We start from the raw sequence: 26,894 nt of genomic DNA on the forward strand, positions 1-26,894 counted from the left end.
TCGAATGGATATGAATAATGTACGGTGAGGAGATAACGGCTAAAGGTTCATGATAAATAAACATGAGACTGGAGATATTGTGTATGAAATATCAACACTGGTTTTTAGCAAAAGCAGGTTGGTTATTGATTGCATGGACAGCGTCGTTATCAATGGTATCTGCAAATGAAAGTGGTCGCATTATTTTTACTGGGACAGTAGTAGAAGGGGGGTGTCAGCTTTCCAGCAATCAATCTGAGGTTGTTCAAAGCTGTATTCGCGATAATCGGCTAGTGAAAAGCCATTTGCCAATTGGCAAAATCGAGCAAAGCACAATGTTAGTGCCAACGAATGGCAATAATAAGATGCGTTTTCGCTGGATTGATAAATCGAAAGGATTAGGGATCACTGAAATTGAATATAACTAGCAATATAAATTAGTTATTCAAATTTTAACTGATGGGCATCGGATACGATAACGCCATCACCGGAAGGTGATGGCGTTATTATTCATCGGTTAGTCGGCACGGCCCATATAGCGGCGCTCAGGAATATGGATACGGATTTTTTCGCCTGAATCCAGATATTCCGGTACCTGAATAATCAAACCGGTACTCATCGTCGCTGGTTTGTTACGAGCACTGGCGGATGCACCTTTGATACCGGGAGCTGTTTCAATAATTTCCATATCAACGGTTTGCGGTAATTCCAGTGCAATAACACGTCCTTCAACGGTTAATACTTGAATACCGGGCATGCCACCTTCTGGAATAAACAGAAGCTCTTCTTCAATTTGCTCTTGCTTGAAGATATAAGGTGTATAGTCTTCATTATCCATAAAGACATATTCGTCGCCATCAATATAAGAAAAGGTAACCTGACGACGGCTCAGGTTGATTTCTTCAATAATATCATCGCCTTTAAAGCGTTCTTCAACTTTCAATCCGGTAACAATATCGGAAAAGCGCATTTTATACAGAGTACTGGCACCGCGTGCACTTGGACTTTGTACTTCAATATCGCGTACCAGCAACATTTTACCATTGTAGTTAACCGCCATACCGCGTTTTATTTCATTAGCTTTTGGCATAAAAATGACCTGTTCTCACTGATTAAATGACTGGCGACAAATTACTCGTGACAGGTAAAACAGGCAAGCAGAATTCACCGTATATAGAGAAAAAATAGCGGGAGAAGAAAAGGCATCAGAAACAGAGGCGTTGTACCTGATGCCGATAGACGGTTATTTATAAACCGGAAGTAGGTTTATGGTTGAAGCTATGTGGGCCACAATGTTTATCAGGCCAAATAAAATAACAAAATAAACCATAGAGTTACCACCAGGGGCGTGATAAGTCGCTTGCGGGAATTTTTTACGGCTAGCGCGAGCTAACATGGCCGGTACGATAACGGCCCAAATGGTTGCCGCGAGACCGGCAAAACCGATGGCGTACAGGAAACCGTCAGGGAACAGCAAGGCAGCCACTGTAGGTGGTACAAATGTCACCAGCGCAGATTTAGTTCGGCCTGCTGGGGTATCTTCAAATTTGAAGAAGTCAGCAATGTAATCCAGCAACCCAAGAGAAACGCCAAGGAATGAACTGGCTAGTGCCATATAAGAGAAAGCATTCAACAGTTGTTTAACTAATGGGGTAACAACGCCATTATCAAGCTGGGCCAGCAGATTACCAATGTTTCCGCCTTCAGCAATCACCTGCTTAAAGCCTGCACGAGGGATATTGCCCTGAATAACGTACTGCCATAACAGATAGATAACCAGTGCGATGAGGGTACCAATCAGCAGGCTGTGCACCACGGATTTTGCATCTTGATGATAGTATTTAGCCAGCCCCGGAATATTGCCGTGATAGCCAAACGAGGCCAGCAAATAGGGGAATGCGGCTAATGCATAAGGCAGGTATTCAGCGTTACTTTCATTGCGGTTAAATAGAATTTCTGGCTGAACCTGAGCAAACATATCGCTAACGGAAAAAACAAAGGTAATCACCATGCCGCCGATCAAAATGGTATTAATGCGGTCAACGGCTTTGGTGGATAGCCAAACAATGAAGGCAACCAGAATAGCAAACAGTAATCCAGCCATAGTCTGGTTGATACTGAATACTGAAGTCAGGGTATGACTGATTATTGAACCACCCGCAGAAATGTAAGCATAGGTCAGAATATAAAGCACAAATGCCACCGACAGGCCGTTAATGCTGTTCCAGATGTTACCTAACAGATCTTTTACCATCGTATGGAAACTGGAACCAACCGGGTAGTTAAGGTTTGCCTCCAGCAGCATCAGCCCGGACATAAACATACAAAACCAGGTATAAACCAGCATCAGGGTTGAACCGCTGAACCAAACGCCAGAAGTGACAATAGGTATAGAGAACATACCGGCACCGACAGCGGTTCCGGCAATAATCATCGCTCCACCAAATACAGAAGGGCGTTTAATCGGCGTTGTTTGGGACATGTGTTTGCTTTCCTGATTGAGTTATATTTTTGTACTAGTCGAATGATACGTGCTTGTATGTTTTTGTAAACAACTATTTCTTCATAATCAGTAAGTGGCAATAGAGGATTGGCTATCGAGGGGAGACTATTTTTCCAGCGTAGTAGCAAATAACTGGTTATCGTCACACCGTACTGCTATGGTCAGGCACCAGAATCGTTGAGCGCGGATCGTTAAAATGGAATGTCGCACGGGTTGCGGAGCATGTTGTATCGGATTATCAATATCCAGTCCTATTCCCGGCATGCCTGATGGCAAACCGGCAGATGTTCTTTGCATCCATCTTGATGAATCTTTTCGCTGCAAAATTTTTCATCATCCCGATCGGCCCAAAGTGTGTGCACAATTAAAGCCCCGTGAAGATATGTGTCTTTCCAATCGTAATGAGGCTTTGCGCTACTTGCGCCAGTTGGAAATTCTGACCTCACCCTAGTTACTGTCTGAAGAATTTTGCATCATGCGTCTCAAATATTCGGGGAATATTAGAGCAATTGAGCAAAAATAGCGCTAGAATCGCCTGAAACGATCCACCAGCCGAAAACAGGGAAACGCATCTGCGTTTTTTTTGCTTTTCTGACGGTGTTGAAAAGCGAAACAGAAGCAAAAAAGAAGAAATAGATGAACAGACGTGTAGCAACCATAACCTTGAATCCGGCTTATGACTTAGTTGGCTATTGCCCAAATATCGTTTTGGGGGATGTCAATCGGGTAAAAACGGCGGGATTACATGCAGCCGGTAAAGGCATTAACGTAGCAAAAGTACTGAAAGATCTGGGTATTGATGTCACCGTTGGTGGGTTTCTTGGCAAAGAGAATCAGGATGGTTTTCAGCAACTGTTCAGTGAATTAGGTATCGCTAACCGCTTTCAGGTCGTGCCGGGGCGTACGCGTATCAACGTTAAGCTGACCGAAGCCAGCAATGAAGTGACTGATTTCAATTTTTCTGGTTTTGAAGTTAGCCAGAATGACTGGCAGCGTTTTATGGTTGATTCGCTCACATGGCTGGGGCAGTTTGATATGGTGGCGGTGAGCGGTAGTTTACCCGTGGGTGTCGATCCAGACTCATTTAGTGACTGGATGCGTCAACTGCGTAGCATCTGCCCTTGTATTATTTTTGATAGCAGTCGCGAGGCTTTTGCTGCCGGGTTGAAAGCATCCCCATGGCTGGTAAAACCTAATCGTCGTGAGCTGGAAATCTGGATGGGACGGCCACTTCCAACGCTGGAAGATGTGGTAGAAGCTGCCCATGCACTGCGCGAAGACGGTATTGCTCATGTCGTGATATCTCTGGGTGTGGAAGGGGCGCTGTGGGTTAATGCTTCAGGTGCTTGGCTGGCAAAACCCCCAATTTGTGAAGTAGTGAGTACGGTAGGTGCGGGAGACTCAATGGTTGGTGGTTTGATCTATGGCCTGCTGATGCGTGAATCCAGTGAACATACTTTACGGTTAGCAACGGCAGTTGCGGTGTTGGCAGTTAGTCAAAGTAATGTAGGGATTAAAGATAGGATGCAACTGGCGTCGATGATGTCGCAGGTTGAGTTGAAACCGTTTAATTGATGAGTGCCGCTAAAAGAGGCTGAGAGACATTGCGTCATCATGCCAACAAATCTGGTAAATCGGCATCTATGTATATTCCGGTCGTAAAATCTGAAGTGTTTATATTGGCTTTGTGCTCGACCGGAAGGTCGCCTGTGCTCCGCCGCAGAGCGAGTCGACCCCAACGGCGGTCTCTCTCTCTGATGGGTTATTTTAAGGTCTAAAGCTAAACTATCAGATAAACTGATTGGCGCTTTGATCAAACCGCTTCGGCGACTTTTTGCTGGCTCTTTAACCAGGCTATTTCATCTTTCCAGATATCCGGATTGATGGTTTCCAGAATCAGTGGAATATTGTCAAAACGTTCATCGCGCATGATATAGCTAAAAACGGTTTTGCCAATATTCCCTTCACCTAGGCTGTTATGACGATCAACTCGGCTGCCGAACTCGCTTTTAGCATCATTCAAGTGCATACCGCGTAGATAATTAAATCCAACAATATTGCTGAAATGCGTAAAGGTCTTCTCACAGTCTTCTTCCGTACGTAGGTCGTAACCTGCTGCGAAAGCATGACAGGTATCGATACAGACACCAACCCGACTTTTATCTTCAACACCATCAATAATGGCAGCCAGATGTTCAAACTTAAAGCCCAAATTACTGCCTTGGCCTGCGGTGTTTTCTATCACGGCAACAACGTTTTGGGTTCTGTCTAATGCAATATTAATGGATTCTGCAATACGTTTAAGGCATTGATCTTCATCTATCTGCATCAGGTGGCTGCCGGGATGAAAGTTCAGCAGTGTCAGCCCTAATTGTTGGCAGCGTTCCATTTCGTCAATGAAGGCATCTCGGGATTTTTGCAGTGCGTCTTCCACTGGATGACCAAGATTAATCAAATAACTGTCATGAGGTAAAATTTGAGCGGGGCTGTAGTGATACTGTTCGCAGGCGCCGCGAAAATCAGAGATCACCTCTTCGTTTAGTGGGGCGGCTCGCCACTGGCGCTGGTTTTTGGTAAACAGCGCGAAAGCTGTTGCTTCAAGCTCATGGGCTCGGATAACGGCCTGATCTAATCCACCTGATGCACTAACGTGTGCGCCAACAAACTTCATATCTATTCTCCTGAGTTGCCAACCATCATTATCTCACATTTTGGGTAGCAACATCTATTAACAAATAATTAACGTTAATCGTAAATAGACAGTCGACTAAAGACCACACTGGTGAACCGCAAGATTAATCAGCGCTCCCCCTGCAATTAACCAGACAAAGAGTAGAGTGGCGAGTAACAGCGGTTTTATCCCCGCTTGGCGAATAGCGCTGATGTGAGTGGTAAGTCCCAGCGCCGCCATTGCCATCGAGAGTAAAATAGTATCCAGATCGATTAGGTTTTTTACTGCTACATGGGGAAGCAGGTTCAGAGAGTTAAACCCGGCAACCACGATAAACAGTACGGCGAACCAAGGGATTACGATAGCGCTTTTTTGTGCTTCCAATGATGAGTTGTTTTTCTCACGACGATTAAGATAGCTGGAGAGTAATAATAGGAAGGGGGCCAGCATCATAACGCGGATCATTTTAACAATGACTGCACTGTTACCGGCATCATCAGAAATAGCGCGGCCGGCGGCTACAACCTGAGCCACTTCATGCACGGTGGAGCCAATATAGATACCAAAATCGTTATCAGAAAATCCCAACAGATGAAATTTCATCTCTAGCTGATACAGCCATGGGTAAAGAAACATAGCGATAGTGCCAAAGATAACTACTGTTGCGACAGCAACAGCCACTTTACTGGATTCTGACTTAACTATCGGATCTGCTGCCATAATCGCTGCTGCACCACAAATACTGCTGCCAGCACCAATTAGCAGGGTAGTTTGTCTGTCCAGACCAAAGAGATGCTTTCCCGCCCAGCAGGCCAGAAAGAAGGTGGAAGTCAGAGTAAGGATATCAATAACGATACCGCTGGTGCCTACATCAGCGATTTGTTGAAAGGTCAGGCGGAACCCGTACAAAATGATACCCAATCTCAATAATTTCTGTTTGGCTAGATGCACACCAGGATTGCAAACAGAAGACATTGCAGGGTAGATCAAATTCCCTACTACCATGCCAATCACAATAGCCAACGTTAAGGCACTGAGGCCTAAGCGAGCTACCGTCGGTTGGTTTGCCGCATAAATAGAGATCAAAGTGATGGTGCCAGTGAGTAATAAACCCGGCAACAGTGGTGTTGCTGATTTAGACAATGACGGCTTGAGCGTCGCTAAATGACTCTGCTGCATATATGACGACCTGACTAACAGTGAATAGGCTTACAAAAATAAAGTAATTGGCTATAAAAGAGAAATTGATTATATATTTATAACTAATCGAAATAAGTGGTAAGGAGCAGCAATGCATATCACATTGCGTCAGCTTGAGATATTTGTTGAAGTAGTAAAAAGTGGCTCAACCACACAGGCATCCTCCGTTTTAGCATTGTCGCAGTCAGCGGTGAGTGCTGCACTGGCTGATTTAGAAAAACAGCTTAATGCGGCGTTATTTGATAGGGTGGGTAAGCGACTGGTAGTGAATGAAAATGGTCGATTACTCTATCCTAAAGCACTCTCTTTGTTGGAAAGAACCATGGAGGTTGAGCAGCTTTTTCAACAACAGGATGGTGCGTTGCGAATTGCAGCGAGTACCACGATTGGCAACTATATGCTGCCGGAAATGATTGCCAATTATCGTCAGGATTTTCAGTCCACGCCATTGGAGCTGATTGTTGCCAATAGCCGGGAAGTCATTCAATTAGTGTCTGATTTTCGTGCCGATTTAGGGTTAATTGAAGGGCAGTGTCATAGCCCTGAGTTGATATCCCGACCGTGGGTGAGTGATGAGTTGGTGGTGTTTGCCGCAGCGGGACATGCGCTAACCCAAAAGCTCGTGACGGTAGATGACCTGATTAGTGCGCCGTGGATACTGCGTGAGTCAGGTTCGGGTACTCGGGATGTGCTGGAATACAGTCTGATGTCCCATTTACCGGGCGCTAGGCCAATTATGGAGCTGGGCAATTCTGAAGCAATTAAACACGCAGTACGCCATGGTATTGGTATTAGTTGCTTGTCACATAGAGTCGTGGCAGAGCAGTTAGAGAGTGGTGCTCTGGTTGAATTGAAGATTCCTTTTGCACCTCTTGAGCGCCGACTATATCTGATTTATCACCGTCAGAAACATATTTCTGCCAGCTTATTACGTTTCTTATCTTATTGTCGGGTCGTTCCCCAGATATTGACAGAAATTCAGCGGTCTGCTTAAAAAATAATCAAAAATACATTATAGGGTTTTGCTAATAAGATCTTCAGAATTATGAACGAATCTTATATTGAGAGGTTTGATGTTATCCCGCGATCTATCCTTTGCTACAATCGCGCTCTTTTTAGTAACAGACAAGTAAATAGAATAGGTTAAGAATGGCTCTGGTCGATACAAAAGATTCAAAGGAAAAAAACGTACCGGGATTACGTCGGGTGCTGAAAGCGCGTCATTTAACAATGATTGCTGTCGGCGGTTCGATCGGTACCGGTTTGTTTGTTGCATCTGGTGCGACTATTGCTCAGGCAGGTCCGGGTGGTGCACTGCTTTCCTATGCGCTGATTGGCCTGATGGTTTATTTCTTAATGACCAGTTTGGGTGAACTTGCTTCTTATATGCCGGTTTCTGGTTCATTTTCTACTTACGGTGCTAATTATGTTGAGCCGGGTTTTGGCTTCGCTTTGGGGTGGAACTATTGGTATAACTGGGCGGTGACCGTTGCAGTTGACTTGGTTGCTGCTCAATTAGTGATGCAATATTGGTTTCCTGAAACCCCACTTGGGTTGCCTAGTTGGATCTGGAGTGCACTGTTCCTGAGCTTTATATTTTTACTTAATTACATTTCAGTGAAAGGATTTGGTGAGGCTGAATTCTGGTTTGCGCTGATTAAAGTGGTTACGGTAGTGATATTTATTGGTCTTGGCCTTCTGATGATTTTTGGCATTATGAAAGGTGGACCAATGTCAGGCTGGCATAACTGGACTATCGGTGATGCGCCGTTTTCCGGTGGTTTCTCGGCCATGATTGGGGTGGCGATGATCGTTGGTTTCTCTTTCCAAGGGACGGAACTTATCGGTATTGCTGCGGGTGAATCTGCCGATCCGGCTCGTAATATTCCACGGGCTGTGCGTCAGGTATTCTGGCGTATTTTGTTGTTTTATATTTTTGCGATTCTGATTGTCAGCGTATTAATTCCTTATACTGATCCAAGTCTGCTACGCAATAATGAAACAGATATTAGTGTGAGTCCGTTCACGCTGGTATTCCAGCATGCAGGTTTATTGTCTGCGGCGGCGGTTATGAATGCGGTTATTTTGACCTCCGTACTTTCTGCAGGTAACTCAGGTATGTATGCTTCTACCCGTATGCTGTATGCTCTGGCATCGGAAGGTAAAGCCCCCAAGATTTTTGCTAAACTGTCCTCCGGTGGTGTACCTCGTAATGCACTCATTGCCACCACGGTTGTGGCAGGACTTTGCTTTCTGACCTCAATGTTTGGTAATCAGCAGGTTTATTTATGGTTGCTGAATACCTCAGGGATGACAGGCTTCATTGCTTGGTTAGGTATTGCTATCAGTCATTACCGTTTCCGTCGCGGTTATATTGCGCAGGGGCATTCACTGGATGCATTGCCATATCGTTCAGGCTTCTTCCCATTAGGGCCAATTTTTGCTTTTGTGTTGTGTTTGATTATTACTTTAGGGCAGAATTACCAAGCCTTCTTGGAAGATAATATTGACTGGGGTGGCGTTGCGGCTACCTATATCGGTATTCCAGTGTTTTTGGCAATTTGGTTTGGATATAAAATAATTAAAAGAACAAAATTTGTCCGCTATAAAGATATGGATTTTCCAAAAACAGAAATCAGGGAAGAGTAATTAGTCACTGTAATATTTAAGAGCGGCATATTATACGCCGCTTTTTAGTGGAGATAGTTATCAAGATGTATTATTGCTTTTGGGTACAAAATTCCAAAAGTGTGATCGGCTTGTTTGATAAATACTATATTCATATCTCTTTTCACGGTGTTATATTAAACTGTGCTAAGATTGGATAGGTTTCGCTTTGGCGAGGTTGCGCTGCTTTTCGTTTTGTATCTTTAATTGTTATCAGAACGATCTGAAGTTGTTTAGCGATACTCATTTTATTGCTTGCGTTATATGCGTTCGACCTTGGTTTGTATCATGCGATACATCTATAATTTATAAAACTGCAATCAATTTTTTAAGGTAACAGATTGATGAAAAGAACATTGATGTTGGCCGCAGTAGGGCTGGTCCTTATTAGCATCAACGGTTGTGCGAAGTTCGAAAAAAAGAACCCTCCACAGGCTAATAGTGGCGAAGCGTCATATAACCAGCGTTTTCAAGGATGCCTTGTTCGTTTGGAGACGTTGCAAAAGCTTGATTTTAATAGTTATAATCAGAGCAAAACCATGATGGATTCGAACATGGAAACGGCAACCAAGTATCTTGCCATGCGTTCAACATTGGGGCCGGATACAGTAAATGTAATGGATAGCGTTTACCAGGCTAAACTTGCCAGAACCTGTCAGCATATCGATGGTCAAATTTACTCATTATTGTTAGAGCAAGCAGACAGGAAATAATATCTATGTTAATTAAGCGTTATCACTGTGCATTGATTCTAAGCGTTTTAACACTAATGGTGTCTGGTTGCGTCGACAAAAAACAAAACGATGACGCATCTTCTGCATTTGGTCAGCCAATTGATCCCTCACAACAAAATATGTTAGGTGGTCTGCAGCAGTACCTTTCTCAAATTCAAAAGCAGGGGAATGCAGGCGATCAATTAGCGCAGCGCCGGATGGGTGATATCCTTTTAGCGTCAGGCGAAAAAGTTAAAGGATTGGAGTGGATTAAATCCTCAGCAATCAGTGGTAATGTTGATTCTCAGCTTCAATTGGCGGATATGTACGCGAATGGCATAGATATGATGCCTGACCCTAATGAAGCGTTTATTTGGTATAAAAAAGCAGCTGAGCAGGGTAATGCGCGTGCTCAGGGGCAAGTCGCTTCGGCCTATTTGAATGGCAAGGGCGTAGAGTACAACCTTGAGCAATCCATTAATTGGGATAGTTTGGCAGCCAAGCAGGGCATTGCGAATTCTCAGAATAATCTGGGTGCAGCTTATACTCACGGTGAAGGCGTTCCACAGGATGCTGAACAAGCAGTATACTGGTACACTAAAGCCGCTAATCAAGGCGTTACCGAAGCTCAGTTCAATTTAGCTGGTTCTTATTACTTAGGTCAGGGCATTGCAAAAGACGATCAGCAAGCTTATGCCTGGTACGCAACCGTTGCTCAATACGGTGATAGTGATATTGCTGGTACCGCGAAGATGGTGATGGAAAAACTGACCCCAGTTCTGAGTAAAGCCGGTAAGCTGGCTTCTTCGAAGAGTCTGGCTCAGCAGTATATTTCGATGTATTCACCAACAAGAAAAAAATTAGTTTTCACCGAGTATTGATACCGTTTTCAGATAAGGTCGGAAAGCCTGTATTGTTATTTAATTGATAATACAAGGTTTCCGGCTTTATTGTTTTTTGTTTAGTTATTATTGATAAACTATCCTTCTCCCATTTCCAACGCTTTTATCATGTATGACAGACCTCTCTCTTTTGGTATCCCTTTGGCTTTTATTATTGATAATCATTCTCTTTTGCATTATTGTTTGCATCTTTGAAGCAATAGGGAAGAGGCATCATTTATGAGGCAACTTATTGGCATAGCTTCTATAACTCACCGTATACTGTATTGGCTATTCAGGAGTTCAGTAAGTGACTCTATCTTGAGAAATTTAAACATATTAATACTGACGAGACCGTGAAGACTTCATATAAAGGCTTCATGGCTATTGAACCAACAGGTACCTACTGGGTAGGTGCTGTTGTTGAAAAGAATAAATAATCTATAAAGCAGCAATGGTTGTCATTGAATGAGCATAAGTAGCAATTCGGCAGTAAAAGCTAATACCCCGGCTGAAGTGGGTGTAATGGGTCGTTATCATCGCATTTTGCGTAAGCGCCTGATGATTTTAGCCATTGTTTTATTGGCGATTATTGGATCTCTCGTGCTTGATTTTATCATGGGGCCTTCGAGCCTTACGATTGCAGAACTGTGGAAAACATTGTTGCATCCTGAAACGGTCGACGCTGGAACCCAAGTCATCGTTTGGGATATTCGCCTGCCTTATGCCCTGATGGCAATAGTCGTAGGACTGGCTTTGGGTTTGGCGGGGGCAGAAATGCAAACCATCTTGAATAACCCACTGGCAAGCCCTTTCACTTTAGGGGTTTCTTCTGCGGCTGCTTTTGGTGCTGCGCTGGCTATCGTGTTGGGGATTGGTATCCCTGGAATTGATCCTCAATGGTTTATTTCTGCCAATGCGTTCATTTTTGCCTTACTGGCTGCATTTATGCTGGATGCAGTAACTCGTTGGACTCAGGTTGCTACATCGGGCGTGGTGCTGTTTGGTATTGCATTGGTGTTCACCTTCAATGCACTGGTTTCCATGATGCAGTTTATCGCTTCTGAAGATACCCTTCAGGGGTTGGTTTTCTGGACGATGGGTAGCCTAGCGCGGGCAACTTGGATTAAGTTAGGTATTCTGATAGCGGTATTCTTGGTTCTGTTCCCGTGGTCAATGATGAATGCTTGGAAGCTAACGGCGCTAAGATTGGGTGAAGATAGGGCCATTAGTTTTGGTATCGATGTTCGTCGCTTACGCCTGACAACGCTACTACGTATCAGTATGTTATCTGCGTTGGCGGTGGCGTTTGTTGGGCCGATAGGATTTATAGGTCTGGTTGCACCACATATTGCTCGTCTGATTTTTGGTGAAGACCATCGTTTTTATCTACCAGCCAGTGCGTTAATTGGCGCATTGGTATTGTCGATGGCTTCTGTGGCCTCTAAAAACCTGATCCCAGGTGTCATTATTCCAGTTGGTATTGTAACGTCATTGGTTGGCGTTCCGTTCTTTCTGAGCATCATTTTGCGCCACAGAGGGCAAATATGATGACTGGGTTACAAGCAAATCACTTTAATGCGGGCTATCCGAGAAAAAAAATCATCACCGACCTGTCGATTCCTAGGTTATCGAGAGGGGAAATCACTGTTCTGTTAGGACCTAACGGCAGCGGAAAATCGACGCTACTACGTTCTTTAGCCGGGTTGAATCATGCCACTGGTGAGCTATTGCTGGATGGGCAGGATTTAATGAAGCAGCCTTTTGCCCAACGGGCAAAGAGCGTGGTTTATCTGCCTCAGTCATTACCTGCCGGTGTGCATCTACATGTGCTTGAATCTATTGTGGTTGCTCAGCGAGCTTCCGGTGGTAGCCAGACTGAAAAAGGCGAAGCCGAGGTGATGGCTCTACTGCAACAACTGGGTATTTCTCATTTGGCGCTAAGCTATTTGGATCAGCTCTCAGGTGGGCAGAAGCAGTTGGTTGGATTAGCTCAGTCACTGATTCGCCAACCTTCGCTATTGCTGCTTGATGAGCCATTGAGCGCATTAGATCTTAATTATCAGTTCCACGTTATGGATTTGGTACGCAAAGAGACGATTAAACGTAATATCATCACTGTGGTGGTGGTTCATGATATTAATATTGCTTTGCATCATGCAGATCATGTCTTGATGCTGCAAAGTGGCAAACTTATTGCTGATGGTAAGCCTGATGAAGTGATTACGCCAGAAAGTTTGGCACAAGTGTATGGCGTTCGTGGTCGTATCGAACGTTGTTCTCAAGGTCGTCCACAGGTATTAATTGATGGTTTGGTAGAACACCCAATGTCTTGATAGAACCCAAAATCGTGAGATTTTTCACCGCGTGTTTACCGCATTTATCGGTATGTTAAGGGCTATGAAATTTTCATAGCCCTTATTTTAATATGACAAGAGAACAGAATTACTTAACCGACATTCCCGGTTGGGCACCGCTATCCGGCGTTAAGAGGAAGATATCATTACCACCAGGGCCTGCGGCCATTACCATGCCTTCTGATATACCAAAACGCATTTTTCGAGGTGCAAGATTAGCTACCATCACGGTCAGGCGACCTTCAAGGGCTTTCGGGTCGGGATAGGCGCTCTTAATTCCAGAGAACACCTGACGAATTTCACCGCCCAGATCCAGCGTTAAACGCAGCAGCTTGTCTGAACCTTCGACTTCTTCAGCTTGTTTGATCAACGCGACACGCAAATCAACTTTAGCAAAATCATCAAAGGTAATCGTTTCAGCAATTGGGTCATCGGCTAACGGGCCCGTGGTTGCTGCTTTTGGAGCACCAGACTGCATGGCCTGTAGATCGGCTTTAGATGACTCAACCATCGCATCAACCTTATCGCTATCGATGCGATTAAAGAGCGCTTTGAATCCGTTAACTTTATGACCTAATAACGGTTTTTCAATTTCATCCCAATGCAGTTCTTTATTTAGGAAAGCTTCTGCGCGTTCAGTCAGAGATGGCAGAACCGGCTTCAGATAGGTCATCAATATGCGGAACATATTGATACCCATAGAGCAAATCAGTTGCAGATCTTCATCCCGGCCTTCTTCTTTAGCCACTACCCAAGGTGCTTGTTCATCAACGTAACGGTTAGCAATATCGGCCAGTGCCATAATTTCGCGAATCGCTTTATTGAATTCACGCTGGTCATAGTATTCAGCAATGATTTTTGCCGAATGGATAAAGGTTTTGTACAGCTCTGAATCAGCCAGTTTAGTGGATAATTGACCATCAAAACGCTTATTGATAAAACCAGCGTTACGAGATGCCAGATTCACGACTTTATTAACGATATCGGCATTAACTCGCTGAACAAAATCTTCTAGGTTGAGATCGATATCATCAATGCGGGAAGAGAGCTTCGCCGCGTAGTAGTAACGCAGGCAGTCTGGATCCAGATGCTTCAGATAGGTACTTGCCTGAATAAAGGTACCACGCGATTTAGACATCTTAGCACCATTAACCGTGACATAGCCGTGCACAAACAGATTGCTTGGCTTACGGAACTGACTGCCTTCCAGCATGGCTGGCCAAAACAGGCTGTGGAAGTAGACGATATCTTTACCGATAAAGTGGTAAAGCTCGGCGTCGGAACCTTCTCGCCAATATTCATCAAAATTTAAATCATCACGCTTGTTGCACAGGTTTTTAAAAGAACCCATGTAGCCAATTGGTGCATCCAGCCAAACATAGAAGTATTTGCCAGGTGCATCCGGAATTTCAAAACCGAAATAAGGCGAATCACGGGTGATATCCCACTGTTGCAGACCGGTATCAAACCATTCTTGCATCTTGTTAGCCACTTGCTCCTGCAATGCACCTGAACGGGTCCAAGCCTGAAGCATTTCCTGAAATGCGGGCAAATCAAAGAAGAAGTGCTCGGTTTCACGCATTTCTGGTGTCGCACCGGAAACCACGGAGCGCGGGTTAATCAGCTCGGTAGGGCTGTAAGTTGCACCACAAACTTCGCAGTTATCACCGTATTGATCTGGCGCTTTACATCTCGGGCAGGTGCCTTTGACAAAACGGTCTGGTAGAAACATTGATTTCTCAGGATCGTACAGCTGAGAAATGGTACGGTTTTTAATAAATCCGTTAGATTTTAACCGACCATAGATAAGCTCGGATAACTCACGGTTCTCTTTACTGTGCGTTGAGTGATAGTTATCGTAACTGATAGAGAAGCCTGCGAAATCCTGCTGGTGTTCACGGCTCATCTCATCAATCATGCTCTCAGGGGTAACACCAAGCTGCTGAGCTTTCAGCATGATCGGTGTGCCGTGGGCATCATCAGCACAGATAAAGTTAACCTGATGTCCGCGCATTCGCTGATAACGAACCCAAATATCTGCTTGAATATGCTCGAGAATATGACCGAGATGAATTGAACCGTTTGCGTATGGTAGCGCACAGGTCACCAGTATTTTTTTCGCGACTTGAGCCATAGTTAGTGTCTTATCTCTTATCTTTTGTTAAGTGGAACGAATGGGATCGTTGATGTTAACTGATTGAATCACACTCGGCTAGGTGCTATTTCCTTCTGATGACGATAATTTTTTGGTTGAGTACAGGTATCGCTTATTTTTTAATGAAACACTTTATTGATGCGTGATGACGATAGAACAAGGTTACGTGTTTTTATTCCTCATCTGTTATGCTAATAGGCAGTATGAGTCGTCATACATGCATTGCCATGTTTGTCGTAAAACTAGCTGATAATAAAGAGGAGTAGGGATGAACCAACAATCCCAAGGGCCAGTGACGCCAGAGGCGTTAAACCATCAGGTTACGGAGCTGCTCGCCACGTTTACCCATCCAACATTAAAGAAAAACGTGAGCCAGCTTAAAGCGCTTCATCACTGCACAATGTTAGATAACGTATTGCATATCGAACTGCATATGCCATTTGCTTGGAAGACCGGGTTTGAAGCGTTAAAAGCGGAAAAGAGTGCTGAGCTGATTAAAGCCACAGGCGCTGCTTCCGTTGAGTGGCGCTTGCATAACAATGTTGTCACGTTGAAGCGTGCTAACGATCAGGCCGGAGTGAAAGGCGTAAAAAATATTATTGCTGTGAGTTCCGGTAAGGGTGGCGTGGGTAAATCCAGTACTGCCGTGAATCTGGCGTTAGCGCTGGCAGCCGAAGGCGTAAAGGTTGGTATTCTCGATGCTGATATTTATGGACCTTCGATTCCAACCATGTTGGGTACGGCTCATGAGCGGCCAACCTCGCCGGATGGTGAACATATGGCACCTATCATGGCACATGGACTGGCAACCAACTCTATTGGTTATCTAGTGGAAGATGGCAACGCTATGGTATGGCGTGGGCCAATGGCCAGTAAAGCGTTGTTACAACTGCTGCAAGATACTTTATGGCCTGATTTGGACTATTTGGTCATTGATATGCCGCCGGGAACCGGTGATATTCAACTGACTCTATCTCAGAATATTCCAGTGACGGGGGCCGTTATCGTTACGACTCCGCAGGACGTAGCATTGGTGGATGCCATGAAAGGGCTAGTGATGTTTGAGAAGGTCCACGTCCCGGTGCTAGGTATTGTTGAAAATATGAGTATTCATATTTGTAGCAATTGCGGTCATCAGGAAGCTATTTTTGGAACCGGTGGGGCAGAAAAGCTCATTGCTAAACACGGTAGTCAACTGTTAGGCCAATTACCGCTGCATATTACTATTCGTGAAGATCTGGATCGCGGTCAACCGACAGTGATTTCAAATCCTGATAGTGAGTTCAGTGAGTTGTACCGTCAGGTTGCGGCTAAGATCGCTGCGGAGCTCTACTGGCAGGGACATACCATCCCATCTGAAATTAATATCAGAACCATGCTGTAACTTGCCGTTTGTTTGAGATATGCCAGCGTCCGCTTTGGTGCTGGCATATGCCTTCCGAAATATTTTCCGGTTTTATCTTTGCCACATGCATGGTTTCAGATACGACACATTGCCGTTATTCTTTGAATAATAAAACATCTGTTAATGGGGTCCCGCTATTATTAGAGGGATACTCTGGCAAACTGATGATAATATATCGAGATTATTGATTTTAGTTATTTGAAATCATAGCAAGTACTGAATCGAAGCAACTAAAGACAGGAGAGTTACCGCCATGAGATTATGCGATCGGGATATTGAAGCCTACCTTGATAGCGGCAAGCTGAAAATGACGCCCCGTCCGCCTGTTGAGCGAATTAATGGCGCAACCGTCGATGTCCGCTTAGGTAATCAGTTTCGCGTATTTCTTGGACATACTGCGGCTTATATCGATCTGAGTGGACCAAAAGAAGACGTGTCAGCCGCCCTCGAAAAGGTCATGAGTGATGAAATCAATCTGACAGACGAACAGCCTTTTTTCCTGCATCCTGGTGAGTTAGCTTTGGCGGTTACGTTGGAGTCAGTCTCGCTTCCTGATGATATTGTTGGTTGGTTGGATGGACGCTCTTCACTGGCCCGTTTAGGCCTTATGGTCCACGTTACTGCTCATCGAATCGATCCTGGCTGGCAGGGCAAGATTGTGTTGGAGTTTTATAATTCAGGTAAATTACCGTTAGCACTGCGTCCGGGGATGGTGATTGGTGCATTAAGTTTTGAACCTTTGAGCGGGCCAGCAGCTCGGCCTTACAACCGTCGTGAAGATGCAAAATATAAAGAGCAGCAGGGCGCCGTAGCCAGCCGCATTGATAAAGACTAACTGATTAATTTGATGGATTAAACGTGCTAACCGTTGGGGACAGTATTCCATGAGACGATTCTTGACCACATTGGCGATCATTCTGGTGGTAGTAGTTGCCGGAATGACAGCGCTGATTCTTTTGATTAATCCGAATGATTTTCGTGATTACATGGTGAAAAACGTCGAGGATAAAACCGGCTATCAGCTAAAAATTGAAGGTGACCTGCGTTGGCATGTCTGGCCTCAGTTAAGTATTCTGACTGGGCAAATGAGCCTGACGGCACCCGGCGCTTCTCAACCGATAATTGGTGCAGAGAATGTTCGTCTGGATGTTGAACTGTTCCCACTATTGTCTCACCAGTTAATTGTTAAGAACGTGGTTTTAAAAGGCGGCGTTATTCAATTAATTCCGGAAACTCAAAGTCAAAAATCACAGAATGCGCCGATTGCTCCGGCAGGTACTCATTCTGCTAAATCTCCCGCGGAATCAACGGCGTCAGACTGGTCTCTGGAACTGAGTAAGGTGAAAATAGCAGATAGCCTGCTGGTTTGGCAGCACAGTGAAAACGATATTATCAATATACGGGATATCAATCTGACATTGACCCGCACCGATGCCCGTAAGGCCGATATTAGCGCGAAGGCACGTATCAATCGCGATCAGCGAGAGTTAAGCTTTTCTCTGGACGGTGGGTTAAATCTGAATCACTTTCCACAAGGCTTAGAACTCGCGGTCAACAACCTTGATTATCAGTTACAGGGTGCCGATATTCCGGTGGGCGGTATTCAGGGTAATGGTAATTTTAATCTGGCTTACCTTAGCTCACCGCAGAGTATGAAGATATCCCCGTTGGCGTTAACCTTTAATGGTAATCACGTTACTGCGGATATCTCAGCCTCACTGGATGACACACCAGTTTATGCCTTGACGGTGAAGGCGGATACGCTGAATTTGGATCAGCTCTTCCCTCCGGCGGTGACCAACGGTAGTCGTGAAGAAGGTGAAACCGCCAGTGCCAAAGAAACGCCTGCGCCTGTTACTTCTTCTGCCAATGGATTGGTCATTCAGCCTGATTTAACCTTTCTACAATCATTTAATGCTCAACTGGATCTCGAAATTAACAATCTGGTTTATCACGGTGTTCCAGCCAGCGCTGTCGTGATGAAGGGAAGTAATCAACAGGGGAATGCAGTGATTGATACCCTACAGGCAGTCATCGCGGGTGGTTCTGTCAAGGCCACTGGAACGATAGATGCAACCTCTGCAATGCCGAAAATTACCATCAAACCAATGGTACAGGATGTGGCACTGGGAGATTTGTTGAAAACACTGAATTATCCACAAACCTTAACTGGGGCAATGACTGCTCAGGGTACTTTCAATAACGTGAATAGCAATATCAACGATTTTGAAAAAGGTTGGCAAGGATATGCACATGTCAATATTAATCAGGCGCGCCTGCATGGATTAAATATTCAACAGTTAATTCAACAAGCTGCTTCCCGTAGCAATAGCGATGTGAAGGGTATGGAACATTATGAGCGTTATACTGAAGTGAAAAATCTGGTGGTTGATACGGTCTTCAATCAGGGACAACTTAAAGTGACGCGGATGAATGGCGCGTCAGAGTTCCTGACAGTAGCGGGAACGGGAATATTGAATCTGCCGGATCAATCCTGCGATATGAGATTAAATATCAATGTAATGCAAGGCTGGCAGGGCAAATCTGAAATTGTCTCACTGCTGCAAAAGAGTGTTATTCCTTTACGCATTTATGGACCTTGGAACAAGCTGAACTATCAGTTGAACGTAGAACAAATTCTGAAAGATCAACTGAAAGGGGAAGTGGGTAAAGCTATCGATAAGTGGATGGATAAGAATAAAGATAAGCAAGAGAGCAAAGACCTTCAGAAGCTGTTAGACAAAGTAAGATAAGGATGAAAAAAGAAGGCGCATATGCGCTGAGGGATCCCCACAAAATCAGCGCTAATAAACCAACACCATACTCTGGTAGGTTTTGGCGAGATGATTAAGAACAGTGCTCAGTACTGTTCGTCTTAAAATTAGCGGTGAGTGTCGCAAGACATTCTCCGCTAATGTCAGATAAGAAATTACCCGCCGCGATTTAATACTGTTGGCCTGGTATCTCAGATGTAACCCTCTATTTTCAGCGTGATAACCAATAAGCCACAACACTATTGTGCTCAGTGTTGCCAGCAGGCTCAGTACCCTCATTCTGCCCGCCGAACGGCTGTAACTGGCTCGCAGGCCGAACCCAAAGCGTTCGCTTTTCTCATCCCGAAAGTTCTGCTCTATCTGCATACGACGACTGTATAACTTCATGATTTCACGTGGCTTAAAATCATTCGTGTTGCTGAAAATAAGCCAAGGTTCTCTTGCTGCGTTACGGGCGTCATTTACCTGTGAAAGCCTTGTGGGTCGGCAACGGGAACGTTTGTAGTGCCTCCCTTTTGACGCTTTTTTATGAAGGTAAAAATGACCGTCACACCGGGCATATTCGGCCCGCGCAAGCGTACCCGGCCCCAGATATTCTGGTTTGCTGCTGGCCTGTAATTCCTGACGCCTGAACCAGTATTCTCCTTTGCTGTCTAGGCGCATCTGAATATTGCCTCTGACACGGCCGATAAAATCCCATCCGAGTGACTGGATATGCCGGAACCATGCATTCTGGAAGCCTGCATCGGTAACGATAATAACCCTGGCCTTTGGGTTCACGGCTCCGGCAAGGGCATCAAGGAAAGCTTTCTGTATCTGTGAGTTCTGCTGTTTTTCTGAGGAAACAATCCAGCTTAACAGGGGAAGTGAACGTCCGTCACAAAGCAGACTGGCACGAAGCACATGATATTGCTGAGAAGGATAACCGCTCCAGTCAACCGCAATAACACACAGCGATAATTTTTGGGTCAGCATGGTGATAATACCTTTGAAAATAAGAGGGATATCACGATGAAGTGATTCATTACCCAGCAGACGGTCAACTCGTTTGATTTTATTTTTGACCTGAGCCGCACCGGGTAAATAACGGCCAATACTGGTCAGCGTCAGTGATGCACCGCTGATTAAGGCAATAGTGGCATCCAGCAGAGCATTTTGTCGGTATTTGTGAGATGGGGATAGAGCATCGCGGAAAAACTTCTGACATACTTGGTAAACAGGCATAGAGGTGATCTCATTGAATTGATAGCACAATCAGTAGATCACAAAACTCTATGCCTGTCTTTTTTTACCTGCTCATTACTGGGGATTCCTCAGCGCATATGCGCCTTCTTCATTTATTATTTATTGCAGAGTAGGCAGCTAAACTTACTCGTCTTCTGGCGATGGTTCTGCCAGCGACGTAATCCTAACTTTCAGAATACGGTGGCTGTTAACTTCCAGAGGCTCGTATAGCCACTCACCAATTCTTACCTGCTCACCTTCGCCCGGAATCCGTTGAGTATGCTCCATAAGTAAACCGGCTAAAGTGTGATATTCACGCTTCTCTTCAATTTCGATTGGGATGTAAACCACCAAATCGTCTAGCGGCATATAACCGTTTGCAATCCAACTGCCGTCAGCCTCGTGTTGAATATCATGACGAGCATCGATGTTTTCACCATCAACCGGAAGATTACCCGCAATGGTTTCCATAACGTCAGTCAGAGTAACAATACCTTCCACCGAACCAAATTCATCAACCACAAAAGCAAAGTGTGTTTTAGCTTTACGGAATTGCTCTAACGCCATCAGCAACGATACGGTTTCCGGGAATATCAATGGCTGTTTAATCAGCGCACGGATATTTAAGTCAGGATGTTCCAAATGGTGTTTTAGCAAATCATTAACATGAACCACACCTAATGGCTCATCGACAGAACCATCTTCCGTGACCACCATGCGTGTATGTTGGTTTTTGTGTAGCAACTGACGAATGATGGCTTCTGGCTCACTTAAATCTAGGTTCTCAATATCATGGCGAGAAGTCATGATGCTGCCAACAGAGCGCTGGGCCATGCCTAACACGCGTTCAATCATACGACGTTCTTGTTGGTTAAACAGCCCGTCATCTTCCTTGGTATCGGCAATCAGATTTGCACTATAGTTATCCAGCTCGGCATCTTCATGTTTTCCACTCAACATCCGCAAAACAGCTTCTGCAGTGCGTTGGCGTAACGGGCGGCTGGATGACAGATATTTACGGCGGTTGGCTATTGATAGTTGATTAAACACTTCAATCAGAATAGAGAAACCAATCGCGGCGTACAGATAACCTTTCGGAATATGGAAGCCAAATCCGTCTGCAACCAGACTGAAACCAATCATTAACAGGAAGCTGAGACACAAAATAACAATGGTTGGATGTGCGTTCACAAAGCGTGTTAGTGGCTTGCTGGCCAGTAACATCAGACCCATTGCGATACAGACGGCAAGCATCATAACGGCCAGATGCTCGACCATACCAACGGCAGTAATGACGGAGTCCAATGAGAATACGGCATCCAGCACCACAATCTGTGTAACAACCGCCCAGAATTTGGCACCTTTTTGCTGGGTTTGATCGTCTTGGTCTTTCCCTTCTAACTGTTCATTCAATTCCATGGTCGCTTTAAACAGCAGGAAGAAACCTCCGATCAACATGATCAGGTCACGTCCACTAAAAGGATGTTCAAGCAGGTGGAATAGCGGTGCAGTTAGCGTAGCGAGCCAAGAAATACTGGCAAGTAATCCTAGGCGCATAACTAACGCCAAAACCAAACCGACAACGCGTGCGCGGTCTCGTTGATGTTTAGGGAGCTTGTCAGCCAGAATGGCTATGAAGATGAGGTTATCAATACCCAGAACGATTTCGAGCACAACCAGCGTTGCTAGGCCGGCCCAAATTGTTGGATCAGCGATCCATTCCATAAGTCAGGTGGTTACCTTCAGGTTACACAGCACATGCTGCTTGAATAATTGTATGGTGTAAACGCGATGACGACAATAATTTATGTCATTGTAAATCATAGCAGAAGTTAATCGGTCGATAAGTGTACAGTGGCATCTTATTTTTTAGGATAAAAATGATTGTTTTTTATCAAGAAAAAATAGGTGTGAATCGCCCGTGAGACAGGGATTCGAGTGAAATACTAATGGTCATAAGATTTACGCCAACAATTTCTGTGATAGTAATTTCTGTCGTACCAATTGTAACTTTGCTGGGGTATCATAATTGTTATGAATAAGTTGTTCACTTGTCGTTATTTTAGCGGGTGAATTTGTCCGGTCAGCCAGGAGTTTTTATGTCTAAACAACAAATTGGTGTCGTTGGAATGGCGGTTATGGGCCGCAATTTGGCGTTGAATATTGAAAGTCGCGGTTATTCCGTTTCTGTTTTTAACCGCTCCGGCGATAAAACTGATGAGGTTATTGCTGAGAATCCGGGTAAAAAACTGGTTCCTTGTTATAGCGTTGAAGAGTTTGTTAACTCACTAGAAACTCCCCGTCGTATTTTATTAATGGTGAAAGCGGGTGAAGCAACGGATAAAACCATTGAATCACTGAAGCCTTATCTGGCTAAAGGCGACATACTGATTGATGGCGGTAACACCTATTACAAAGATACCATCCGTCGTAATAAAGAGTTATCTGCAGAAGGCTTCAACTTTATTGGCACTGGCGTGTCCGGCGGTGAAGAGGGCGCATTGAAAGGGCCTTCAATTATGCCGGGTGGACAAAAAGAAGCGTATGAGTTGGTCGCGCCAATTCTGGAAAAAATTGCTGCCAGAGCTAACGGTGAGCCTTGCATCACCTATATCGGTTCAGACGGTGCTGGTCACTATGTCAAAATGGTGCATAACGGCATTGAGTATGGCGATATGCAATTGATAGCAGAAGCTTACTCTCTGTTGAAGCAAGCGGTGGGTTTGTCGAATGCTGAATTGGCAGAAACCTTTACCGAGTGGAATAAAGGCGAGTTGGACAGCTATTTGGTCGAAATTACCGCAGATATCTTCCGTAAGAAAGATGAAGAGGGTAATTATCTGGTCGACGTTATTTTGGATGAAGCGGCACAAAAAGGTACCGGTAAATGGACTAGCCAGAGCTCCCTCGACCTTGGCGTTCCATTATCTCTGATTACTGAATCGGTATTTGCCCGCTTCCTCTCTGCACTAAAAGATGAGCGTGTTGCGGCATCTAAAGTATTAAGTGGACCAAAAGCTCAGGTGTTTAGCGGTGATAAAGCGGAGTTTGTTGAGAAAGTTCGCCGCGCGCTCTATTTGGGTAAAATCGTCTCTTATGCTCAGGGCTTTGCTCAACTGAAATCAGCCTCTGATGAATATAACTGGGATCTGAATTATGGGGAAATCGCTAAGATTTTCCGTGCCGGTTGTATCATTCGCGCTCAGTTTCTGCAGAAAATTACTGATGCCTATGCTGAGAATGGCAAGATTGCCAACCTGCTGCTGGCCAGCTACTTTAAGAAAACAGCCGATGAGTATCAGCAATCTCTGCGTGATGTTGTAGCCTATGCGGTACAACATGGTATTCCAACGCCAACCCTGTCTGCTGCCATTGCTTACTATGATAGTTACCGTGCGGCGGTATTACCCGCTAACCTGATTCAGGCACAGCGTGACTACTTTGGTGCACATACTTACAAACGCACTGACAAAGAGGGCGTATTCCATACTGAGTGGATGGAATAATCCCTTCTTCAATAATAAGATAAAAATTTGGCATCGTTGAACTGCATCCCAAACGTTGGATATCCAATAAGTCAGGGTGCAGTTTTTATTGATACTGTAATAATGTAGAAAATTATCTTTTCAGTAGCAGATCGCGTCCGACTTCCGTACTATCGTAGACAGCTTATATTATTCAAAACTGTTTATTTATTAAGTAAGGGTACTATGATGGAAAACGCTAAACCTTCATTTCAAAATGTTCTGGAGTACGTACGCCTGTCCCGCCGTAAAAACAAACTGAAGCGTGAAATTGTGGATAATGAGAAGAAGATCCGCGATAACCAGAAACGTGTATTGTTGCTGGAAAACTTGGGTGAGTATATCAAGCCTGGAATGAGTATTGAGGATATCCAAGCTATTATTGCCAATATGAAGAGCGATTATGAAGAACGCGTGGATGAGTACATTATCAAAAATGCAGAATTGTCTAAAGAACGTCGTGATATTTCACAGAAAATGAAAGCGAAATCAGACGTTAAATAAAAAAATAATATCAGCCAGCCTTTAAGGTTGGCTGATGTTAACCCGCCAAGAAATCCCTCGATATATCTAGCGTCTCTGTCCCAGTTAACTCATTAATTAAGCTAATAATATTTTGAATTTCATTTTTGAAAAAATTCATTAATTATTAATGAGATAATGTTTCCTGTTATTCTATCGATTAATTAGATGTGCGCGTAGGTATATTTACGTATTTATTAAATATTGATTAAAATAAATCTTATGATTAATAAGTAATGAATTTTAATGATTTGGTTGGCTAGTAAATATAATAAATGAAGCTAAAGAAAATAATATAGTGATGATATCCTCGGCAGGAAATCATATTGGGTCATATGACGACTGTTATAATTAAATATCAAATTAAACATAAGTTAGAGGAATATAAATGCGCGAGTTGAACTGTAGTGAAATGGTTATTGTTAATGGTGGTTGGGCCGCAAATTTGAGTGATTCGATGGAAGGAGCTCTGTCTGGTTTTGGCCAAGGTAGTATGATCGGCTTTCTCGGTGGGGCTAAAGTAGGTGGTGAGGCTGGCGGCGGTATTCTGGGTGTTGGTGTTATTGGTTCACTTGCGGGGGCATTCATGGGCGGTGCCATTGGTTCTCTTGCATTTCTAGGTGGAATGATTTTAGGTAAGGATGAAATTAACCAACTCGCTAAAGAATATATCGACGCTTATACCAGCTATAAATAATTTGAGTCTTAATTTATATTCAACAGAGAGCAGAACTCTCTGTTTTTTGTAATTAAAAGCCATCGTTATAATCGATGGCTTTTAATATTCAAGACAGAAAACTATGACTAGTGATTACGGATGTATTCATCCATATCACTCTTCAGATTGTCAGATTTGGTTCCAAAGATAGCCTGAATACCTGAACCTGCAACTACGACACCGGCAGCACCTAAACTTTTCAACTTATCCTGATCTACCTGTGTGACATCAGCTACGCCAACGCGTAGACGAGTAATACAAGCATCTAAGTTAGTGATGTTACCTTTACCACCAAATGCGGCAACCAGTTCACGAGCCATGTCGGTACTGCTACCACTGGTCATTTCGGTTGCGGAATCTTCTTCACGACCTGGGGTTTTCAGATTCAGCTTGATGATTGCAAAGCGGAAAACGACATAGTAGAACAGGGCGTATAGAGGGCCAAGGATAAAGAACATCCAACCTTTGGTAGACAGGTGATAGAACAGAGTGAAGTCGATAGCACCGTGAGAGAAGGTCATACCGTGCTTAACACCTAACAGGATAGTAATGACATAAGCTAAACCTGCTAACAGCGCATGGATAACATACAGAACCGGAGCAACGAACAGGAAAGCAAACTCGATTGGTTCAGTAATACCCGTCAGGAATGAGGTCAGGGCCGCAGAGACCATGATTCCACCTACTTTAGCGCGGTTTTCTGGTTTAGCAGTATGCCACATGGCAATCGCAGCAGCAGGTAGGCCCCACATTTTAAACAGGTAGCCACCGGCCATATTACCCGCAGTTTTATCCCCTAAAAGGTAGCGTTGGATTTCACCGGTGATCCAGCGGCCATTTTCAGCTTTACATGCAGCTTCGCTGGCGATAGTAGTGACAATCTTGCTATCAATGACACAAGCTTGGCCTGCTTCATAGAAGAAAGGAACGTTCCATATATGGTGTAAACCAAAAGGAATTAATGAACGTTCAACTACACCATAAATACCGAAGGCTAAAGCCGGGTTTTGATAAGCAGCCCACTGTGAGAATGAACTGATGGCATTACCAATTGGAGGCCAAATAAATGAAAGCACAATCCCCAGTGCAATACAGATGAAGCCAGTAATAATAGGAACAAAGCGTTTGCCGGCAAAGAAACCTAAATAGTCAGGCAACTGGATGCGATAGAAGCGGTTGAATAGATAACCCGCCAGACCGCCAACCAAAATACCACCTAATACGCCGGTATCGATTTTGGCAACGCCCAGCACTTCGGCCATCACGTTCAGTGTTGCGGCCATAACACCATATCCAACGATAGATGCTAGACCAGCAACACCGTCGTTATTGGTAAAGCCAAGTGCTACACCAACAGCAAATAGCAGAGGCATTTGTTCAAAGATCGAACCACCAGCTTGCTGCATAACTTTAGAAACAATGGTTGGTAACCAGCTAAAGTCAGCGGCACCTACACCGAGTAAAATACCGGCAATAGGTAACACTGATACTGGTAACATCAGTGCTTTACCGACTTTTTGCAAATTTGCAAAGAGATTTTTAAACATGGAAAGAGCTCCGGGATAACGTCTGTTTTAGTCAGGACGGATTAAGAACAATGG

The 26,894-nt window shown here is 44.4% G+C and carries 24 protein-coding genes; 15 read left to right on the forward strand and 9 right to left on the reverse strand.

The window, feature by feature from the left end; genetic code table 11:
- Positions 1–83 precede the first annotated feature (83 nt).
- Entirely contained in the window at positions 84–407 is a 324-nt protein-coding gene (locus HYN51_RS05400) for a type 1 fimbrial protein (RefSeq protein ID WP_108901892.1), read from the forward strand.
- An 89-nt stretch (positions 408–496) separates the two neighbouring features.
- Here the strand turns inward: HYN51_RS05400 and yeiP are convergent, their stop codons facing one another.
- The 3 genes from yeiP to HYN51_RS16540 all read right to left on the reverse strand — a co-directional run bounded on the left by yeiP (position 497) and on the right by HYN51_RS16540 (position 2,779).
- Positions 497–1,069 (reverse strand): elongation factor P-like protein YeiP, encoded by a 573-nt coding sequence (yeiP, locus tag HYN51_RS05405; RefSeq protein ID WP_108901893.1) that lies wholly within the window; start codon positions 1,067–1,069, stop codon positions 497–499.
- Positions 1,070–1,222: 153 nt separating this feature from the next.
- Positions 1,223–2,461: a tryptophan permease gene (gene mtr / locus HYN51_RS05410; RefSeq protein ID WP_108901894.1), complete on the reverse strand. Its 1,239-nt coding sequence runs from the start codon at positions 2,459–2,461 to the stop codon at positions 1,223–1,225.
- A 126-nt stretch (positions 2,462–2,587) separates the two neighbouring features.
- Entirely contained in the window at positions 2,588–2,779 is a 192-nt protein-coding gene (locus tag HYN51_RS16540) for a hypothetical protein (RefSeq protein WP_230514077.1), read from the reverse strand.
- Here HYN51_RS16540 and HYN51_RS05415 point away from each other — a divergent pair.
- Both HYN51_RS05415 and fruK read left to right on the forward strand, forming a co-directional pair.
- Entirely contained in the window at positions 2,736–2,933 is a 198-nt protein-coding gene (locus tag HYN51_RS05415) for a YkgJ family cysteine cluster protein (RefSeq protein ID WP_230514050.1), read from the forward strand. The genes HYN51_RS16540 and HYN51_RS05415 overlap by 44 nt on opposite strands.
- 185 nt (positions 2,934–3,118) lie before the next feature.
- Positions 3,119–4,057 (forward strand): 1-phosphofructokinase, encoded by a 939-nt coding sequence (fruK, locus tag HYN51_RS05420; protein ID WP_108901896.1) that lies wholly within the window; start codon positions 3,119–3,121, stop codon positions 4,055–4,057.
- A 238-nt stretch (positions 4,058–4,295) separates the two neighbouring features.
- Here the strand turns inward: fruK and nfo are convergent, their stop codons facing one another.
- Positions 4,296–5,153, reverse strand: coding sequence for a deoxyribonuclease IV (gene nfo, locus HYN51_RS05425; RefSeq protein ID WP_108901897.1), 858 nt, complete (start codon positions 5,151–5,153; stop codon positions 4,296–4,298).
- Between the two features lie 96 nt (positions 5,154–5,249).
- Positions 5,250–6,332, reverse strand: a complete 1,083-nt coding sequence (locus HYN51_RS05430; RefSeq protein ID WP_108901898.1) for a YeiH family protein — start codon at positions 6,330–6,332, stop codon at positions 5,250–5,252.
- Positions 6,333–6,444: 112 nt separating this feature from the next.
- On the opposite strand from HYN51_RS05430, the gene yieE reads away from it, so the two are divergent.
- From yieE to HYN51_RS05460, 6 genes are all read left to right on the forward strand, one after another.
- On the forward strand, positions 6,445–7,347 hold the full coding sequence (yieE, locus tag HYN51_RS05435) for a DNA-binding transcriptional regulator YeiE (protein WP_108901899.1): 903 nt from the start codon (positions 6,445–6,447) through the stop codon (positions 7,345–7,347).
- A gap of 155 nt (positions 7,348–7,502) precedes the next feature.
- Positions 7,503–9,002 (forward strand): amino acid permease, encoded by a 1,500-nt coding sequence (locus tag HYN51_RS05440; RefSeq protein ID WP_108901900.1) that lies wholly within the window; start codon positions 7,503–7,505, stop codon positions 9,000–9,002.
- 362 nt (positions 9,003–9,364) lie between these two features.
- Positions 9,365–9,733 carry a hypothetical protein gene (locus HYN51_RS05445; RefSeq protein WP_108901901.1) on the forward strand — a complete coding sequence of 123 codons (369 nt, stop codon included), beginning with the start codon at positions 9,365–9,367 and terminating at the stop codon, positions 9,731–9,733.
- A 5-nt stretch (positions 9,734–9,738) separates the two neighbouring features.
- Complete coding sequence (locus HYN51_RS05450) at positions 9,739–10,614, forward strand: tetratricopeptide repeat protein (protein ID WP_108901902.1); 876 nt, start codon at positions 9,739–9,741, stop codon at positions 10,612–10,614.
- Positions 10,615–11,082: 468 nt separating this feature from the next.
- Positions 11,083–12,165 (forward strand): FecCD family ABC transporter permease, encoded by a 1,083-nt coding sequence (locus tag HYN51_RS05455; protein ID WP_108901903.1) that lies wholly within the window; start codon positions 11,083–11,085, stop codon positions 12,163–12,165.
- Positions 12,162–12,950 carry an ABC transporter ATP-binding protein gene (locus HYN51_RS05460; RefSeq protein WP_108901904.1) on the forward strand — a complete coding sequence of 263 codons (789 nt, stop codon included), beginning with the start codon at positions 12,162–12,164 and terminating at the stop codon, positions 12,948–12,950. Before HYN51_RS05455 ends, HYN51_RS05460 begins: the two co-directional genes overlap by 4 nt.
- 109 nt (positions 12,951–13,059) lie before the next feature.
- Here the strand turns inward: HYN51_RS05460 and metG are convergent, their stop codons facing one another.
- Positions 13,060–15,105 (reverse strand): methionine--tRNA ligase, encoded by a 2,046-nt coding sequence (gene metG / locus HYN51_RS05465; RefSeq protein WP_108901905.1) that lies wholly within the window; start codon positions 15,103–15,105, stop codon positions 13,060–13,062.
- A 289-nt stretch (positions 15,106–15,394) separates the two neighbouring features.
- Between metG and apbC the strand changes: the two genes are divergently transcribed.
- From apbC to asmA, 3 genes are all read left to right on the forward strand, one after another.
- On the forward strand, positions 15,395–16,510 hold the full coding sequence (apbC, locus tag HYN51_RS05470) for an iron-sulfur cluster carrier protein ApbC (RefSeq protein WP_108901906.1): 1,116 nt from the start codon (positions 15,395–15,397) through the stop codon (positions 16,508–16,510).
- A 274-nt stretch (positions 16,511–16,784) separates the two neighbouring features.
- The gene (dcd, locus tag HYN51_RS05475) at positions 16,785–17,366 is read left to right on the forward strand and encodes a dCTP deaminase (protein ID WP_108901907.1); all 582 of its coding nucleotides are present in this window, start codon (positions 16,785–16,787) and stop codon (positions 17,364–17,366) included.
- Positions 17,367–17,415: 49 nt separating this feature from the next.
- A complete protein-coding gene (gene asmA, locus HYN51_RS05480) occupies positions 17,416–19,284 on the forward strand; it encodes an outer membrane assembly protein AsmA (protein WP_108901908.1) in 1,869 nt (622 codons plus the stop codon).
- Positions 19,285–19,335: 51 nt separating this feature from the next.
- Here asmA and HYN51_RS05485 read toward each other — a convergent pair whose 3' ends face one another.
- Entirely contained in the window at positions 19,336–20,529 is a 1,194-nt protein-coding gene (locus tag HYN51_RS05485) for an IS4 family transposase (RefSeq protein ID WP_108899754.1), read from the reverse strand.
- 144 nt (positions 20,530–20,673) lie between these two features.
- A complete protein-coding gene (locus HYN51_RS05490) occupies positions 20,674–22,254 on the reverse strand; it encodes a TerC family protein (protein ID WP_108901909.1) in 1,581 nt (526 codons plus the stop codon).
- Positions 22,255–22,628: 374 nt separating this feature from the next.
- Between HYN51_RS05490 and gndA the strand changes: the two genes are divergently transcribed.
- The 3 genes from gndA to HYN51_RS05505 all read left to right on the forward strand — a co-directional run bounded on the left by gndA (position 22,629) and on the right by HYN51_RS05505 (position 25,272).
- Positions 22,629–24,035: an NADP-dependent phosphogluconate dehydrogenase gene (gene gndA, locus HYN51_RS05495; RefSeq protein ID WP_108901910.1), complete on the forward strand. Its 1,407-nt coding sequence runs from the start codon at positions 22,629–22,631 to the stop codon at positions 24,033–24,035.
- Between the two features lie 207 nt (positions 24,036–24,242).
- Positions 24,243–24,557 carry a PTS system regulator TmaR gene (tmaR, locus tag HYN51_RS05500; RefSeq protein ID WP_108901911.1) on the forward strand — a complete coding sequence of 105 codons (315 nt, stop codon included), beginning with the start codon at positions 24,243–24,245 and terminating at the stop codon, positions 24,555–24,557.
- Between the two features lie 406 nt (positions 24,558–24,963).
- Complete coding sequence (locus tag HYN51_RS05505; RefSeq protein ID WP_108901912.1) at positions 24,964–25,272, forward strand: colicin V synthesis protein; 309 nt, start codon at positions 24,964–24,966, stop codon at positions 25,270–25,272.
- 107 nt (positions 25,273–25,379) lie between these two features.
- On the opposite strand, the gene ptsG is transcribed toward HYN51_RS05505, so the two are convergent.
- Complete coding sequence (gene ptsG / locus HYN51_RS05510) at positions 25,380–26,840, reverse strand: PTS glucose transporter subunit IIBC (RefSeq protein WP_108901913.1); 1,461 nt, start codon at positions 26,838–26,840, stop codon at positions 25,380–25,382.
- Positions 26,841–26,894: the final 54 nt, after the last annotated feature.

The sequence above is a fragment of the Limnobaculum parvum genome, assembly GCF_003096015.2.
GTDB classification, from domain to species: Bacteria; Pseudomonadota; Gammaproteobacteria; order Enterobacterales; family Enterobacteriaceae; genus Limnobaculum; species Limnobaculum parvum.